Source organism: Moraxella sp. ZY210820, from assembly GCF_030674635.1.
Taxonomy (GTDB): Bacteria; Pseudomonadota; Gammaproteobacteria; order Pseudomonadales; family Moraxellaceae; genus Acinetobacter.
In genome coordinates, this window is sequence record NZ_CP089978.1 from 172,872 (window position 1) to 188,204 (window position 15,333).

General features: G+C 36.3%; 16 protein-coding genes and 2 tRNA genes. 14 read left to right on the plus strand and 4 right to left on the minus strand.

Annotated features, from left to right (window positions below):
- Positions 1-19 precede the first annotated feature (19 nt).
- The 4 genes from LU301_RS00855 to LU301_RS00870 are packed head-to-tail and all read left to right on the plus strand — an operon-like array spanning position 20 to position 3,358.
- Positions 20-1,444: a UDP-N-acetylmuramoyl-tripeptide--D-alanyl-D-alanine ligase gene (locus LU301_RS00855; protein WP_305271638.1), complete on the plus strand. Its 1,425-nt coding sequence runs from the start codon at positions 20-22 to the stop codon at positions 1,442-1,444.
- Positions 1,445-2,560: a phospho-N-acetylmuramoyl-pentapeptide-transferase gene (mraY, locus tag LU301_RS00860; protein ID WP_305271640.1), complete on the plus strand. Its 1,116-nt coding sequence runs from the start codon at positions 1,445-1,447 to the stop codon at positions 2,558-2,560.
- A gap of 40 nt (positions 2,561-2,600) precedes the next feature.
- Positions 2,601-2,909, plus strand: a complete 309-nt coding sequence (locus LU301_RS00865; protein ID WP_305271642.1) for a rhomboid family intramembrane serine protease — start codon at positions 2,601-2,603, stop codon at positions 2,907-2,909.
- A complete protein-coding gene (locus LU301_RS00870; protein WP_305271645.1) occupies positions 2,909-3,358 on the plus strand; it encodes a rhomboid family intramembrane serine protease in 450 nt (149 codons plus the stop codon). The genes LU301_RS00865 and LU301_RS00870 overlap by 1 nt, the downstream gene beginning before the upstream one ends.
- 1 nt (position 3,359) lies before the next feature.
- Here the strand turns inward: LU301_RS00870 and LU301_RS00875 are convergent, their stop codons facing one another.
- On the minus strand, positions 3,360-4,202 hold the full coding sequence (locus LU301_RS00875; RefSeq protein ID WP_305271647.1) for a matrixin family metalloprotease: 843 nt from the start codon (positions 4,200-4,202) through the stop codon (positions 3,360-3,362).
- A 185-nt stretch (positions 4,203-4,387) separates the two neighbouring features.
- Between LU301_RS00875 and LU301_RS00880 the strand changes: the two genes are divergently transcribed.
- Positions 4,388-4,463, plus strand: a tRNA-Phe gene (locus tag LU301_RS00880).
- A gap of 135 nt (positions 4,464-4,598) precedes the next feature.
- On the opposite strand, the gene LU301_RS00885 is transcribed toward LU301_RS00880, so the two are convergent.
- From LU301_RS00885 to LU301_RS00895, 3 genes are all read right to left on the minus strand, one after another.
- A complete protein-coding gene (locus LU301_RS00885) occupies positions 4,599-5,123 on the minus strand; it encodes an SgcJ/EcaC family oxidoreductase (protein WP_305271649.1) in 525 nt (174 codons plus the stop codon).
- Positions 5,124-5,296: 173 nt separating this feature from the next.
- Positions 5,297-5,638, minus strand: coding sequence for a hypothetical protein (locus tag LU301_RS00890; protein ID WP_305271651.1), 342 nt, complete (start codon positions 5,636-5,638; stop codon positions 5,297-5,299).
- Positions 5,639-5,786: 148 nt separating this feature from the next.
- Positions 5,787-5,862 (minus strand) — tRNA-Glu (locus tag LU301_RS00895).
- Between the two features lie 239 nt (positions 5,863-6,101).
- Here LU301_RS00895 and LU301_RS00900 point away from each other — a divergent pair.
- The 9 genes from LU301_RS00900 to glmS all read left to right on the plus strand — a co-directional run bounded on the left by LU301_RS00900 (position 6,102) and on the right by glmS (position 15,278).
- Entirely contained in the window at positions 6,102-6,935 is an 834-nt protein-coding gene (locus LU301_RS00900; protein WP_305271654.1) for an RsiV family protein, read from the plus strand.
- A 27-nt stretch (positions 6,936-6,962) separates the two neighbouring features.
- Positions 6,963-7,928 carry a thiamine-phosphate kinase gene (gene thiL / locus LU301_RS00905; protein WP_305271657.1) on the plus strand — a complete coding sequence of 322 codons (966 nt, stop codon included), beginning with the start codon at positions 6,963-6,965 and terminating at the stop codon, positions 7,926-7,928.
- On the plus strand, positions 7,928-8,944 hold the full coding sequence (locus LU301_RS00910; protein ID WP_305271660.1) for a hypothetical protein: 1,017 nt from the start codon (positions 7,928-7,930) through the stop codon (positions 8,942-8,944). The genes thiL and LU301_RS00910 overlap by 1 nt, the downstream gene beginning before the upstream one ends.
- The gene (locus LU301_RS00915) at positions 8,934-9,515 is read left to right on the plus strand and encodes a nucleotidyltransferase family protein (protein WP_305271662.1); all 582 of its coding nucleotides are present in this window, start codon (positions 8,934-8,936) and stop codon (positions 9,513-9,515) included. The genes LU301_RS00910 and LU301_RS00915 overlap by 11 nt, the downstream gene beginning before the upstream one ends.
- Before the next feature lie 5 nt (positions 9,516-9,520).
- A complete protein-coding gene (locus LU301_RS00920; protein WP_305271664.1) occupies positions 9,521-9,931 on the plus strand; it encodes a S24 family peptidase in 411 nt (136 codons plus the stop codon).
- 30 nt (positions 9,932-9,961) lie between these two features.
- A complete protein-coding gene (locus LU301_RS00925; RefSeq protein WP_305271666.1) occupies positions 9,962-10,573 on the plus strand; it encodes a phosphatidylglycerophosphatase A family protein in 612 nt (203 codons plus the stop codon).
- 358 nt (positions 10,574-10,931) lie between these two features.
- Entirely contained in the window at positions 10,932-12,299 is a 1,368-nt protein-coding gene (gene glmU / locus LU301_RS00930; RefSeq protein WP_305271668.1) for a bifunctional UDP-N-acetylglucosamine diphosphorylase/glucosamine-1-phosphate N-acetyltransferase GlmU, read from the plus strand.
- A 5-nt stretch (positions 12,300-12,304) separates the two neighbouring features.
- A complete protein-coding gene (locus LU301_RS00935; protein ID WP_305271670.1) occupies positions 12,305-13,330 on the plus strand; it encodes a PTS sugar transporter subunit IIC in 1,026 nt (341 codons plus the stop codon).
- A 109-nt stretch (positions 13,331-13,439) separates the two neighbouring features.
- Positions 13,440-15,278 carry a glutamine--fructose-6-phosphate transaminase (isomerizing) gene (gene glmS / locus LU301_RS00940; RefSeq protein WP_305271672.1) on the plus strand — a complete coding sequence of 613 codons (1,839 nt, stop codon included), beginning with the start codon at positions 13,440-13,442 and terminating at the stop codon, positions 15,276-15,278.
- Positions 15,279-15,333: the final 55 nt, after the last annotated feature.

A 15,333-nucleotide genomic window follows, 5' to 3' on the forward strand; every position in this document is an offset into this window, starting at 1 on the left:
AGAGTATTAGAGAAATAGTATGCACACATCAACCACAAGTACCGCCCGTTTAGATGCTTGGACAAGCCAACATTTACAACAAGCGACACAAGGGCAATGGTACAATGCAATACAGCCCAAACACGCTATTCAACGTATTGTTACTGATTCTCGTCAAGCCCAAGCAGGCGATGCCTTTTTAGCACTCAAAGGCGAACGTTTTGATGCCCATGATTTTGTGAAGCAAGTGGCGGAGCAAGGGGTAAGTTGTGTGATTGTGCAACGAGTCATTGCTGACATCGATGTTCCACAATTAGTTGTGGCGGATACACGTTTAGCATTAGGGCATTTGGGGGCATATCGCCGTGCAGAATGTCAAAATTTACAAGTGGTTGCATTGACAGGCAGTAGTGGAAAAACCACAACCAAAGAAATGCTCGGTAGTATTTTTGCTCGTTTAGGTGAAACACTCATCACACGTGGTAATCTCAATAATGATTTGGGCGTACCGATGATGTTATTAGAATTGCGTCAAGACCATCGTTATGCGGTGTTTGAACTTGGGGCAAATCATCTTGGTGAGATTGATTATACAGCGAATTTAGTGCGTCCAGATGTGGCTGGGGTCATTAATATCGGTACAGCACACATGGGCGAATTTGGTGGACGTGAAGGGATTTGTAAAGCAAAATCAGAGATTTATCAGCATATTCAACATGATGGTGTAGCAGTTTACCCTGCTTATGATGATTTTGCAGCACAATTAAAACAAGCGAGTCAAAATTATCGTCATTATGCTGTAAGTAAAGATACATCAGGCGATATTTATGCTGAAAATATTCAACTTTTTGCTCAATCATCAAGTTTTGATGCGGTTACGCCCCAAGGTAAAATTCATATCGATTTACCCTTTGCAGGCGAGCATAATGTGTATAATGCATTGAATGCGATTGCGTTTGCATTGGCTTTAAATATTTCATTAGCAGATATTCAACGTGGTTTAGCAACTGCACAAGGGGTAAAAGGACGGTTAAACTTTATTCAAAAATATCAATATACCTTGATTGATGATACTTATAATGCTAATCCGACCTCGATGCGTGCCGCTGCTGATGTATTATCACAACAAAATGCTGATATTAAAATCATGGTGATTGGCGATATTGGTGAATTAGGCGATGAAGCACAGTCGGAACATTTTGCTTTAGGTCGAGATTTGGTACAAAAACCGATTGATTTTTTATATAGTGTTGGTCAATTTTCGTCAGATATTTTGGCAGGAGCAAAAACAGCACAACACGCTCAGGCTGAAACGATGATAAGTCAAAATCAAGCTGAATTAATCGCATTATTGCAACAAAAAATTCAATCGTATTCAAAAGATGTTACCATCGCAATGTTATTTAAAGGTTCACGTTATACCAAAATGGAAAACGTGCTAAATGCTCTGTTGGAGAGTTTCTAAATGTTATATTGGTTGTTTCAACAACTTGCTGAACAGTATAGTTTTTTTAATGTTTTCCGTTATGTGAATTTTAGGGCAATGCTTGCCATGCTCACTGCTTTAGGCTTTGGGTTACTGTTTGGACCGATGTTTATTGCTAAGTTACGAGCATTAAAATATGGTCAATCAGTCAGTCAATTTGTCGATCATGGTGCTAAACAAGGTACACCAACGATGGGCGGGATTTTAATCCTGTTTTCTATTATGGTGGGAACATTGCTATGGGCTGATTTAAGCAATCCCTATGTATGGATTGTATTAGCTGTAATGGTTATTTTTGGTGCAGTTGGTTGGGCAGACGATTGGATTAAAATTCGTTATAAAAATAATGCGGGTTTGCCTGCACGCAAAAAGTTTTTCTGGACATCGGTTGGGGCATTAGGTGTAGGGATTAGTTTGTATTATATCTCAACATTACAAAGTCCAACGGCTGCCAAAGCGATGTTGGATTTAACCTTACCTTTTATTAAATCTGAAATTTATGCTGTACCATTTAGTGCTGTACCATTTGGTTTATTATTTATTGCCTTTACTTATTTAGTAATTAATGGTGCGTCAAATGCGGTGAATATTACTGATGGTTTAGATGGCTTGGCAATTATGCCTGTCATTTTGGTAGCAGCTGGTTTAGGGGTATTTGCCTATTTGTCTGGTGATGTGCGTTTTGCGACTTATCTACATATTCCTTATATTAATTATGCATCAGAATTAGTCATTATTTGTTCAGCGATTGCAGGGGCGGGTTTTGCCTTTTTATGGTTTAATGCAGCACCTGCCGATGTGTTTATGGGCGATGTTGGTTCTCTCGCTTTAGGTGCAGTATTAGGCACGATTGCGGTCATGGTACGTCAAGAGATTGTATTTGCCATTATGGGTGGTGTATTTGTGTGGGAAGCGATGTCAGTTTTCTTACAAATTGGCTCGCTACGTTTGCGTAATAAACGTGTATTTTTAATGGCACCGATTCATCATCACTATGAAAAGAAAGGTTGGAAAGAAACTAAAATCGTCATTCGTTTCTGGATTATTACTATTATGTTGGTGATTTTTGGTTTGATGACATTAAAGTTACGTTAATTCATTAAAATATGTTGCATAATGGAACGTATCAGTTAAAATGCTGATACGTTTTTTATGGCTGATTGCTATGTTACTTCGCTATATCAAAGATGCACCGATAGTTTATACGATTATTTTGATTAATATCGTTGTGTTTGCTATCATCAATTTACAGCCTGATGTGAAAAATATACTGGCATTATGGTTACCTATTCATGCTGATTATCAACATTGGCAATGGCTCACATCGATATTTAGTCATCAAGGCTTTGGGCATTTATTCTTCAATATGTTTGCATTGTGGAGTTTTGGTATTGCGGTGTATTATCGTTTGGGGACGGCAAAATTTTTGTTGATTTATTTTTGATGTCTGCATTTGCTGGTTCAGCATTGCATTTGTTTTATGCGGATTATCAACTTTCACAAAGCGTTGCACAGCTCATGCAATATGGCTTAAGTGAAACACAAATTTATCAACAATTAGCACAAGGTACAATTTATGCACCCGAACAAAGTCGAGAGATTGCACTTTCTGCATTGGGTGAATATTGGCAAAAAACAATCGGTGCCTCAGGTGCAGTTTTTGGTGTATTAACTGCATTTGCACGACTGTATCCCCATCATCAAGTAGAGTTTTTATTTATTCCTAAACCGATTCAAGCGAAATATTTTGTTTCTTTTATGGTGATTTATGAGCTCTTTGCTCAAATCAGTGGTTGGTCTATTTTGGGACAAAATATTGCCCATTTAGCCCATATTGGTGGAGCAGTGGTGGGCTTTATTTTGGCGGATTTATGCTTGCGATTGAGAAAGTAACTCAACGCTCTAACATTTTAATATCAGCAGGTTTTAAGCGAAAATTAGCTAAATCTTGCTTTTGAGCCATAGGATACATCAGAGCAGTTGGGTCATCATTATGGTCTAAATCTAAAGCATGACCAAATTCATGTGCGAGTGTTAAAATCAAATCATCTTGCGATTGGTATTCATAAATATTAATTTCACGTCCGTTAAAAATACCTTTATGAAACTCTCGTGGGCGGAATTTAATATAGGCTTGTTGAATAGCGTAATCTACTTGTTGAGCGTGTTGATTGTATTGCTGAACTTGTTGATTAAAGCGTTGCTGATTAGACTCAAAAGATTGAGCTTTTGCCTGTAAAAAGTGCTTTTGTTGCTCAAGTTGAGTTAATTGTGCGTGTAGCTGTACTTGATGTTCTGGCGGTGTGTGTTGAAATTGAGCATTAAGATGGTCATATTGTTGATTGAGTTGGCGAATTTCCGCTTGTAAAGCATTAAATTCACGATCTAAATTGGCACGATTTTGCTCTAAAGTCTGAGCATTTTGTTGTTGATAATGCTTCATTTGTTGGATATTTTGATGTGTTTTTTGATAATCTAATGTGGTTTGCTGACGTTCATCAAAAATAAAATTGACCGTTAAACGGGCATCTTTATCGTAAACAAACCATGATTTGCCTGTATCCCGTTGCCAAATATAAGTCGCACGTTGGATGAGATTTTTTACGTCCTGTTCAGATAAACCAAAACGTGGATCAATTTCGCCAATACGATAACGCACACGGTGGTCAAATGGATGGAGTAAACGCTGGGTAAAACTATTGAATTGCAGTTGTGGATAATAGTGTGATTGTACCATTAACGTTACAATAAAGATAAGTGATAGTAACCAGATAAAATAACGTAACATAAGCATTAAAATAGAAATATTACAATATAAAAGCTATCAATGGGGGATTATAGCATAAAAAACAAGCATTAAACTGAAAATAGAAAAAAAATCATTGACCTAACTACAAGAATAGTGTTTAATACACCACATATGGCGCGATAGCTCAGTCGGTAGAGCAACGGATTGAAAATCCGTGTGTCGGCAGTTCGATCCTGCCTCACGCCACCATATTTCATCTAACTCCTAAAGATGGTAAAAACTCTCTTAAATTACTTAAGAGAGTTTTTATTTTGTCTATTAAAAACAAAAATATGCTAAAAAGAAAATCTTTTTAGCATATTGTTTCAACTAAGAAATAGTTGCTTAGTGATGAGTGGTAGCTTCTTTCTTCTCTGGCATTGCTGAAGAGTGATGATGTGTAATTAACCATTCAGCACCATTCCAACGGTATGTATAGCTATAACGACCACTTACTTTACTACCATCATTAAAGCTAAATGTATATAAACCAGCATCTAAAGCAGTATTACAGCCGATTTGTATAAAACGTTCGTCAATTTTACCCTGTGGTTTCTTTTCTAAGAAGTGGTGGAAATAATCTTCTTTTTCAGCAGGGCTAAAACGTGGTTTGTTTGAAACAGTCGGTAATAAAATTGAGTCAGTTGCATAGTTAGCAACAACTTTTTTTGGATTGCCTGTAGCTAAAGAAGCATTCCAACGGTCAAATAATGCAGCTACCTCAGTTTCAGTAATGACTTTACATTCAATGACTTCTTGAGCTTGAGGGGCTTGAACCTTAGGAGTTTGTACTTTTTTTGCTTGAGCAGAAAATGGTACAACCATCACAGTCATTGCGATACTAGCTACTAATAAAGGACGTTTTAACATCGTACACCTATTTCCATAACAAATGTGAAATATGATTATAAATAGAATTATAAGGTAAAATAAGTAGCTAAAATGTATTTGAATGTAACAGTAAGTAAAATGATAGGTAGAAGTATTAAAAAATGCTATGTCAATATTCTACATAGCATATTTAAAATGATTGAGAGCAGGAATTATTGATTTTCCCATTCTTCGCCACAATCACGGCATTTCCAGCGTTTTTGATTTTGTAAAAAGGCTTGTAATGATAATTTAAAATCAGGTAAATCACGCACAAACATCACAGCTGAAACAGCAGTGAGCACAAAAGCTGCTAAAATTAGACCTTGTACAGTTGTACCAATACCTTTACCAAAAATGGTAACTAGAATACTATAAACACCTAAACAGAGTAAAATAAAAATACTCGGTAATAGCATCATAAGACTTTTAGGTACATTTGGACGTGGGCTATCAGGTGATGTACCTGCAAGTGGCATAATTTTATTACTTTGACATTTAGGACAACGAAACATAACTTTTTCTAACTCAATAAAAAAGGCTTATTGTATAAGAATTATGGGTAAAAACCTAGAGAGAAGTGATAATTTTATAAAATTTAAATAAAAAAAATCACCGAGGAGGATCGGTGATTGAAAACCTAAATTTAGTTTTACTAAAATTTGGCGTCCCTACGGGGATTCGAACCCCGGTTACCGCCGTGAAAGGGCGATGTCCTAGGCCTCTAGACGATAGGGACTTTTGGAACAGATTATTAAATTTTCTTTAACATCTCTGCGTGGTGCGTATGATATAAGAATTATGATACAAGGTCAAGCATAATTTATAAAAAAATATTCATATGATTTTTTTTTATACAAAATGTGGTATTTAAATTCATTTGGCTTTATTTTTATCATTAAGTTACATTGATTTCAGACTAAGTTTAGGTATAATTCAAAACGATAAATCCTATTTTTATCATATGGGAGAATATAGATGAAAAAGCAAATTACACTTTTATTAGGTAGTTTGGTATTAATAACTACTGCTATGGCTCAACCGATTCATTTTAAAACCTATGCTTTTGATTATCAAATTCCGCAAAAAGTTGGGCAAGCGTGTAAAAAAGTTCATCAAAATCAGGAAATAAAGGAAAATGACCCATATTGTATGGTTGTCGATGTTAAATTGCTGAAAACGGATTTTGCATGGATTGATGAGATTGTGAATGGCGATTATGCAAATCCAAAAAAACAGCAAGAATTACGACAGGCTTTTGATGAAACAGCTGATTGGGTTTATGAAGAATTACAACAAGCTGATGTGAATCCCAATCGTTATCAATTATTTTATGAGCCGAGTTTAATTAGTCATAATACACAAATTATGCAGATAGCGAATGAATTTTTTGAATATCAAGGTGGTGCACATGGTATGCCATCAAAAACGTTTTATGTTTTTGATTTAAAAAAGAAAAAACAACTAAAAATAGATGATATTATAATCAATGCTAGCAAAAAACGAGAATTAGAACAGCTTGTTTTTCAAGCATTTAAAGCAAATGTAAAAAACTATGATGAAGAGAATGGTTTAGTATTGAGTGAACAAGAATTTGTGGATTATCAACAAACATGGCCATTTTATTTAGAGGATAATTTTTATTTTACGCCTAAGGGTATGACATTTAGTTATGACCCTTATCAATTAGGGGCGTATGCGATGGGATTTTTTATCTTAAATATTGATAAAAAAGCTTTGCAAGGTATTATTAAACCTAAATATTTAAACCAAGATTTGGCTAATTTTGATGATAAAGAGTGGTCAAATTGATGAAAATGAATCATGATTGGAGTGATGATGTCCGAATTTTCCCTAATCCACACCCACTTTAAAACCGCCACCGCCAAGCATTCTAATACCATTTTAGGGATTGGCGATGACTGTGCAATAAGTACTATTCCGTCTGATTGTGAACTCGTCAGCTGTGTGGATACGCTGGTTGCAGGACGACATTTTGTTTTTGAAACTTCGCCTTATGCCATTGGCTATAAATCGGTGGCGGTGAATTTATCGGATTTGGCGAGTATGGGGGCAACACCTTATGCGATTTTATTAGGATTATCATTGCCGAGTAATGATAATGACTGGCTCAAAGCATTTAGTCGTGGCATAGCTGATATTTGCAAAAAGTTTAATGTCGAGCTGATTGGTGGCGATACCACAAAATCCGATATTTTAACCATTTCTATCACCGCACTTGGCTTTATTCAAAAAGGCAAAAGCATAAAAAGAAATAACGCTAAAATTGGTGATGTGATTTGTGTCAGTGGTCATATCGGCTCGGCAAGTTTGGTATTGTCTTATATTTTGGGCGAGAATGGGTATTGTAAATATGCTAATGCCCTAGATGATTTAAATGATGAATTAAAAACCGCCTTACAATATCCCACCCCACAAATAGAATTGGGACAAAAGTTAATCGGTTATGCCCATAGTATGATTGACATATCAGACGGCTTGGGGCAAGATTTGGGGCATATTTTAAATGCAAGTGGCGTTGGGGCAAAATTGTATTTAGACAATATCCCTTGTGCTGATGAATTAAATGCTTTGCCCTTTGATAAAAAATATCAACATATTTTAAATGGGGGCGATGATTATCAATTATGCTTTACAATGAGTAAAGATAACTTTGATAAATTTAATCAGCTTTATCCTAATTTAATTTATCAGATTGGCGAAATTGTAGAGAAACAAGGGTTGGAATTATTTTTTAACAATCAACCAGTGGATTTTGAGATTAAGGGTTGGGAGCATTTTTGATGATTGAAAAAATTTATCAAATTGATGAATTATCTGATTTAGAAAGTTATTTAATCGATTTTGCTAATCAAGATAAGTTACGAGAAAATTTATTTAACGAATTTTTGAGTTATGCCGATTATAAAAATGCCAGTGATTGGAACAAAGCAGTGCGTTTGTGTGAATGCTTGGCGATGATTGGCTGGGGCGAAAAAGAGCCATTACAAGCCATTAAAGGGCAATTTTTCAATGGTAGCCCAATAACCTATTTTAAGGATAAATTTGGCAATCGCCATTTTGTTGAAGCAATATGGTCAAAACGAAAATTAGGGCTAACAATGGAGCAAGGGAGAACTTTTTATCATCAAAGTTCTAATCAGAATACCACACAAGAAACAATATTATGGGAATATCCAACCGTTGAAAATATTCAAGATATTAAATTATTAACACAAAGAAATTGGTTTGAAAAAGCTCCTATTTTTATTCACCCTTATTTTGAAAATTCATACCCAAATTCTGATTTTTTAGAAGATGAATTAAAAAGTTTACAATGTCTTATTCATCAAGATATGTTACCAGAGAATTATAATAAAATTATTCATTATATCTCGTTTAGATTAAATTTAGGCTATCCATCAAGAGAAAAAAATGGACTGATTTTATATCCGTGCCATTATGCGATTTATGATCGCATTGATAATCGTGAACACGAAGAAAAATTACTCAAATCAAAATATAGTGATGATGAAATTCGTCAAAATGGTTATAATGCAGTCACTCGGTTTAAATATAGCAATTTTATGAAAAATACGGGGCGTGCAGATATTGAGATTTATTTAGAAAAAGAATTTAGCGATTTAAGCCAAAATGAACAAAAAGCCAAATTAGCAGAATATTTTTTAATTGCCATCAAAACTTTTGCACAAAAATATCACAAAAAACTTAATTATCCTTTTGATGTGATGATTGAAGATTTTGAAAAAGTATTGCAAAAATGGTGTGGATATAAATTGGGTAATTTAAATGAGCGATAACATAGAAAAAACCGAACGACTAATCCGTGAAATCAACTTAATTCACGCCAAATATTCGGCTGATTATTTTGAAACAGGCAAAGTAGAAAAAATTAATTTAAGCCGTAGTCTAAAAAATGTTCCAACCGAACATATTTTTTCTTATCGGCTCAATTTACACGAGTCCATTAACGATTATTTATTATTTTCCGATACCAAAGACATTAACTTTTATTACCGTGTTAAAACTTCTGAAAGTATTCAAGATAAAATTGAGCGTTATTTAAATCGTCAAAATCAATACCCAACCAATAATATTTTAAATGATATTTTTGGAGCAAGAATTGTTTTGCCGTCCGATGACATTGCCATTATTTTGGAAAAATTGGACGATTACAAAGACAAATATGGTCTTAAAAATTGGTATTTAAGAGATGTTGATGGTTATGTTGGTATCCATATTTATTTTAAAAATTCTAGTAATTTTTATTACCCTTGGGAATTGCAAATTTGGGACGAAAATGACGCTTTAACCAATATCCAAAATCATATACTTTATAAAAGAAATTTTGTTAAATCGTTCGAGAGTTAAAGACAATGAATGAAATTCCATCGCATTTAATTTTTGGTGAAACCTATTCTGATTTTGAAAAGAAGAAAGACAATCCAACCGAATTTCTACCTATTAGCAAAGAATTGGCTGACGAATTGGGCGTGCAAGTTGAAAATTGTGCCTTTTTTCCTTATAGTGGCGAAACAATGAAACCAACTCTAAATGGCAAAGGTATTATGCTTGCCGATTTATCTGATAATAAATTACAAGATGGTAAAATCTATCTTTTTAGCATTAATTCAAGACTAATTGTTAGGCGAGTTCAAATTTTATTAGATAAAATTATTTTAATTGCAGATAATCCAAAGTACCAAAATATTGAAGTTTTTGGAGAGCATTTAAATAATTTAAAGGTAATTGGAAGATTGCGTTATATTATGCAAAATTTTGATTAATTTATTAATAGGAATATAAGTAAAATTGTTATGACTAACCACAAACCCGACATTCGCAAATCTAATCCTTGCCCGCCTTGCCCAACTTCCGCCACACTTTGGGAGAAGTGTGTTTATTGGCTTGGGGTTGGCTTAGGTTCTGGTTTACCCAAAAAAGCCCCCGGCACTTGGGGAACGGTGGGCGGACTTGTTATTGCCATACCGATGTTATTATTAGGATTTTGGGGATTTTTAATTATCACGGTGATTGGCTGTTTGATTGGCAGTTATATTTGTGGTAAAACTTCGGATTTAATGAATGTGCACGATGACCCACATATCGTCTTTGATGAATGGGTGGGAATGTGGATTGCGTTATTGCCTATTTCTTATTATAAATTTTATGATTTTGGAACAATAATAGAAAATTATCATGGTTTTAAAATATATAATGCAACAAGTGATTATTTTATTGATATTTTTACCTATTTAATTGTACCATTTATATTGTTTCGTTTTTTTGATATTATTAAGCCTTTTCCGATTAAATGGGTGGATAAAAATGTATCGGGTGGATTTGGTATTTTGATTGATGATGTGCTTGCAGGGATAATGGCGATGTTTTGTTACTTGCTTATCATCTATTATTTTTTTATAACATGATGTCTAATATAGGGATTTAAGTGATTGGTATGATACAAAATATTATAAATATTCAATTTTTGATGGGTTTTGGTAAGTTTTTTGGCGAATTATTTGGTTTTATTTTTGAATTTTTTGCCTTAATTCTTGTGGGATTGATTCGTTTATTGATGACATTAGTGATGTATTTATTTACGAATTATCCGCTTTTCACGGGTATAGTATTTTGTATAATCATGATATTATTGATTATTTTGATTAATAAACACTTTTCTAAAAAATAGAGAATTAGACTTATTTAGCATTACGAAAATGCAAATTTTATCACCAAATTTCATGATATAATAATGATATTTCTGATTTTAAATAGGGAATTCCCATGAATAAACAAGCATTAAACGTCATTATTATGGCTGCGGGTAAAGGCACACGAATGAAATCCACCAAGCCAAAAGTATTGCAACCATTGGCAGGGGAACCGTTATTACAGCACGTTTTAACCACAGCTAAAAAATTAGGCAGTCAAAAAAACATCGTCATCTATGGTTTTGGTGGAGAGCAGGTCAAAAACGCCTTTGCAGATGAGCAAATTGACTGGGTAGAGCAAGCCGAACAGCTTGGCACAGGACACGCCGTGATGATGACTTTGCCTGTATTGCCAACGGACGGCAAAAGTTTGATTTTGTCAGGTGATGTGCCACTCATCGGCGTGGATACTTTGCAAAAACTAGCAGACAGCGACAGCCCCTTTACAATGCTGACAATGAGCGTGGATAATCCTTTTGGTTTGGGGCGTATTATCCGTCAAGACGGTCAAGTCATCGCCATCGTCGAAGAAAAAGATGCCACAGACGCTCAAAAACAAATTACTGAAATCAACAGCGGTGTGTATTGTGTTGCCAATGAGATTTTACACCGCTACCTTAAAAACTTAAACAATCACAACGCCCAAGGCGAGTACTATCTCACCGACATCGTCAAAATGGCGGTCGATGATGGTATCAAGATTGACACCGTGTCGCCCACGCACGCCTTTGAAATCGAAGGGGTCAATGACCGCATACAGCTTGCTAGCCTAGAACGCACTTGGCAGGCTCACCAAGCACAAAATCTGATGAAAGCTGGCGTACATATCATCGACCCTAGCCGTTTTGATTTGCGTGGGACGCTGACAGTGGGCAAAGATGTCGAGATTGACATCAATGTGGTTTTTGAGGGTGATTGTGAAATTGGTGATAATGTCAAAATTGGGGCGGGTTGTATTATCAAAAATACCAAAATTGCCAGTGGGACGGTGGTCGCTCCGTATAGCATTTTTGAAAATGCCATTGTTGGTGAAAATAATCAGATTGGACCTTTTGCCCGCCTTCGCCCCAATGCAGTAACGGCTGATGAAGTGCATATTGGTAACTTTGTTGAGCTAAAAAACACGCAAATGGCAAGCGGAGCAAAGGCGAACCACTTGGCGTATTTGGGTGATGCAACGATTGGTAAAAAAACTAATATTGGTGCAGGTACGATTACCGCAAATTATGACGGTGTGAATAAATATAAAACTGTGATTGGCGATGAAGTACGTATCGGCTCAAATGCGGTATTGATAGCACCTGTTACCATTGGCGACCGTGCAACGGTGGGTGGTGGTAGTGCCATTACTAAAGATTGTGAAGCAGGCAAATTAGCCATTGCTCGTGGACGACAGGTAACGATTGAAGGGTGGGTGAGACCTGAAAAACCAAGTAAATAATCATTATGGTGAATAGCTGGTTATTAACACATCTTAAACGTCAAAATATCAGTTTTACTTGGCAACGCTATGGTATCGATGCACTCAATGGTATGGCGATGGGACTATTTGGTTCGCTCATCATTGGGTTAATTTTAAAAAATATAGGTACATGGCTAGGGTTTGATGCACTGATTATGATTGGTACACAGGCTCAATCAAGTGTTGGTGGTGCAATTGGCGTTGGTGTGGCATATGGATTAAAAGCTCCACCGCTTGTCCTATTTTCTAGTGTTGCCACAGGTTTGGCAGGTATGGAACTTGGCGGCGTGGTAGGTGCATTATTTGCTGGGATTGTTGGGGCTGAATGTGGTAAATTTTTTCATAAGACCACACCTGTAGACATCATCATCACACCACTAATGACCTTGATGTTTGGTATGGCGACTGCACATTTAGTATCGCCTATCATCGTTAGTATGATGACATCACTTGGTGAATTTATTACTTGGGCAATGGCATTATCTCCCATCTTAATGAGTATGGCGGTAGCGGTCATGATGGGATTGCTTTTAACATCTCCTATATCAAGTGTCGCGATTGCGGTAAGTTTAGGGTTATCAGGGGTGTCGGCAGGAGCATCAACTATCGGCTGTGCATGTCAAATGGTGGGTTTTGCGGTAATGAGCTATCGGGACAATGGTATATCTGGTGTGATATCGCAAGGGCTTGGTACAAGCATGATACAAATGCCTAATATCCTAAAGAACCCAAAAATTTGGTTGCCACCTACTTTGGCAGGGGCGATTTTAGCACCTTTTGCAACGGTAATGTTTGACATGACAAACATTGCGGTAGGAGCGGGCATGGGAACATCTGGTCTGGTTGGTCAGGTTGGTACGCTGGAATCAATGGGTGTTAGCGTACGAACATGGATATTAATTGGGTTATTTCATTTTGTATTGCCTGCAATTTTAACCTTATTGTTTGCTAAATTTATGTACGCTAAAGGTTGGATTAAACAGGGTGATTTAAAATTACCTGAATTATGATGTTACATCATCAATATTTTATATTCCTTACTTAACGATTTGGAGTAAGGTATTCACGATAATATTTTTAATATTATCAAAACTTTAACTAGATACTAAGGAACTTAATATGTGCGGTATCGTTGGTGGCATTCGCAAAAATGCCAATATTGTAGATTTTTTAACGGACGGCTTAAAACGTCTTGAATATCGTGGTTACGATTCATCAGGCATTGCTGTCCATACCCCTGAAAAAATAGCTCGTGTTCGCCGTGTGGGGCGTGTACAAAACATGGAAGATGCAGCCAAAGAAAAAGGTTTGACAGGCTCTCTCGGTATAGGGCATACTCGTTGGGCAACGCACGGTGGTGTTACCGAGCCAAACGCTCACCCACACATTTCGGGCGGTCTCATTGCGGTGGTGCATAATGGCATTATTGAAAATTTTGAAAGTGAAAAAGCTCGTTTGCAAAAACTTGGCTATGAATTTGAATCGCAAACCGACACCGAAGTCATCGCCCACAGTGTCAAACACGAATACACAAATAATGGCGGAAATTTATTTGACGCGGTGCAAAAGGCAAGTCGCAATTTTCACGGAGCGTACGCCATTGCCGTGATTGCCCAAGACAATCCATCCGAGATGGTGGTTGCTCGTATGGGTTGCCCATTGCTTGTGGCGTTTGGCGATGATGAAACTTTTATTGCGTCTGATGTATCCGCAGTGATTGCTTTTACTCGCAAAATTAGCTATTTAGAAGATGGAGATATTGCTTTATTAAATACAAATGGCATTGTCAAATTGATTGATAAAACAGGCAGTGAAGTTAATCGTATCGTTAAAACTTCTGAATTGTCATTGGCAAGTTTAGAACTTGGTGGCTATAACCACTTTATGCAAAAGGAAATTTACGAACAACCAAAAGCGATAGCCGATACTGCCGAAGTCTTTTTAGATGGTGGTTTTGAAGCGATTAATTTTGGTGAAAATGCTGAAAATGTATTTAAAGAAATTGACAGTATTAAAATATTGGCGTGTGGAACTTCGTATTATTCGGCTTTAACTGCAAAATATTGGCTAGAAAGTATTGCCAAAATCCCAACAGATGTGGAAATTGCTAGCGAATATCGTTATCGTGATGTGATTGTCAATCCTAAACAACTCATTATTACAATTTCACAATCTGGCGAAACGCTAGATACGATGGAAGCGTTAAAATATGCACAAAGTTTAGGACATAAACATAGCTTATCCATTTGTAATGTGATGGAATCTGCTCTACCACGCAACAGTGAATTGGTACTTTATACCCGTGCAGGGGCGGAAATTGGCGTGGCAAGTACCAAAGCCTTTACCACACAACTGGTTGTTTTATTTGGACTCGCGGTTACTTTAGGTAAATTGCGTGGTTTTGTCAATGAACAACAAATCGCTGATTATACTAGCCAATTACGCAACTTACCGAACGATGTACAACACGCTTTAAATCTTGAACCGCAAATTGCGTCTTGGGCGACTAAGTTTGCCAATAAACCAAGTGCATTATTTTTAGGGCGTGGTATTCATTATCCAATTGCGTTAGAAGGTGCGTTGAAATTAAAGGAAATTACCTATATTCACGCTGAAAGTTATCCTGCAGGCGAATTAAAACATGGTCCACTCGCTTTGGTTGATGAAAATATGCCTGTGGTGGTCATTGCACCAAATGACAGTTTATTGGATAAAGTCAAAGCCAATATGCAAGAAGTGTCTGCTCGTGGTGGAGAATTATTTGTCTTTACTGATTTAGATACGCAATTTGAAGCAGATGATAATGTACATTTAATTCGTACACCACGTCATATTGGCGTATTATCGCCGATTGTGCATACCGTGCCTGTACAATTACTTTCATATCATGCTGCCTTAGCTAAAGGAACTGATGTCGATAAACCAAGAAATTTGGCGAAGAGTGTTACGGTGGAGTAATTTGTCATAGCTGTAAATAAAAGGCAATATCTGATATTGTCTTTTATTTTTTAGA

Bases quoted from the DNA above. Each gene is read 5' to 3' on its own strand.
- LU301_RS00855 (WP_305271638.1), top strand. From the start codon at position 20: ATGCACACATCAACCACAAGTACCGCCCGTTTAGATGCTTGGACAAGC.
- mraY (WP_305271640.1), top strand. From the start codon at position 1,445: ATGTTATATTGGTTGTTTCAACAACTTGCTGAACAGTATAGTTTTTTT.
- LU301_RS00865 (WP_305271642.1), top strand. From the start codon at position 2,601: ATGCTGATACGTTTTTTATGGCTGATTGCTATGTTACTTCGCTATATC.
- LU301_RS00870 (WP_305271645.1), top strand. From the start codon at position 2,909: ATGTCTGCATTTGCTGGTTCAGCATTGCATTTGTTTTATGCGGATTAT.
- LU301_RS00875 (WP_305271647.1), bottom strand. From the start codon at position 4,202: ATGGTACAATCACACTATTATCCACAACTGCAATTCAATAGTTTTACC.
- LU301_RS00885 (WP_305271649.1), bottom strand. From the start codon at position 5,123: ATGTTAAAACGTCCTTTATTAGTAGCTAGTATCGCAATGACTGTGATG.
- LU301_RS00890 (WP_305271651.1), bottom strand. From the start codon at position 5,638: ATGTTTCGTTGTCCTAAATGTCAAAGTAATAAAATTATGCCACTTGCA.
- LU301_RS00900 (WP_305271654.1), top strand. From the start codon at position 6,102: ATGAAAAAGCAAATTACACTTTTATTAGGTAGTTTGGTATTAATAACT.
- thiL (WP_305271657.1), top strand. From the start codon at position 6,963: ATGTCCGAATTTTCCCTAATCCACACCCACTTTAAAACCGCCACCGCC.
- LU301_RS00910 (WP_305271660.1), top strand. From the start codon at position 7,928: ATGATTGAAAAAATTTATCAAATTGATGAATTATCTGATTTAGAAAGT.
- LU301_RS00915 (WP_305271662.1), top strand. From the start codon at position 8,934: ATGAGCGATAACATAGAAAAAACCGAACGACTAATCCGTGAAATCAAC.
- LU301_RS00920 (WP_305271664.1), top strand. From the start codon at position 9,521: ATGAATGAAATTCCATCGCATTTAATTTTTGGTGAAACCTATTCTGAT.
- LU301_RS00925 (WP_305271666.1), top strand. From the start codon at position 9,962: ATGACTAACCACAAACCCGACATTCGCAAATCTAATCCTTGCCCGCCT.
- glmU (WP_305271668.1), top strand. From the start codon at position 10,932: ATGAATAAACAAGCATTAAACGTCATTATTATGGCTGCGGGTAAAGGC.
- LU301_RS00935 (WP_305271670.1), top strand. From the start codon at position 12,305: ATGGTGAATAGCTGGTTATTAACACATCTTAAACGTCAAAATATCAGT.
- glmS (WP_305271672.1), top strand. From the start codon at position 13,440: ATGTGCGGTATCGTTGGTGGCATTCGCAAAAATGCCAATATTGTAGAT.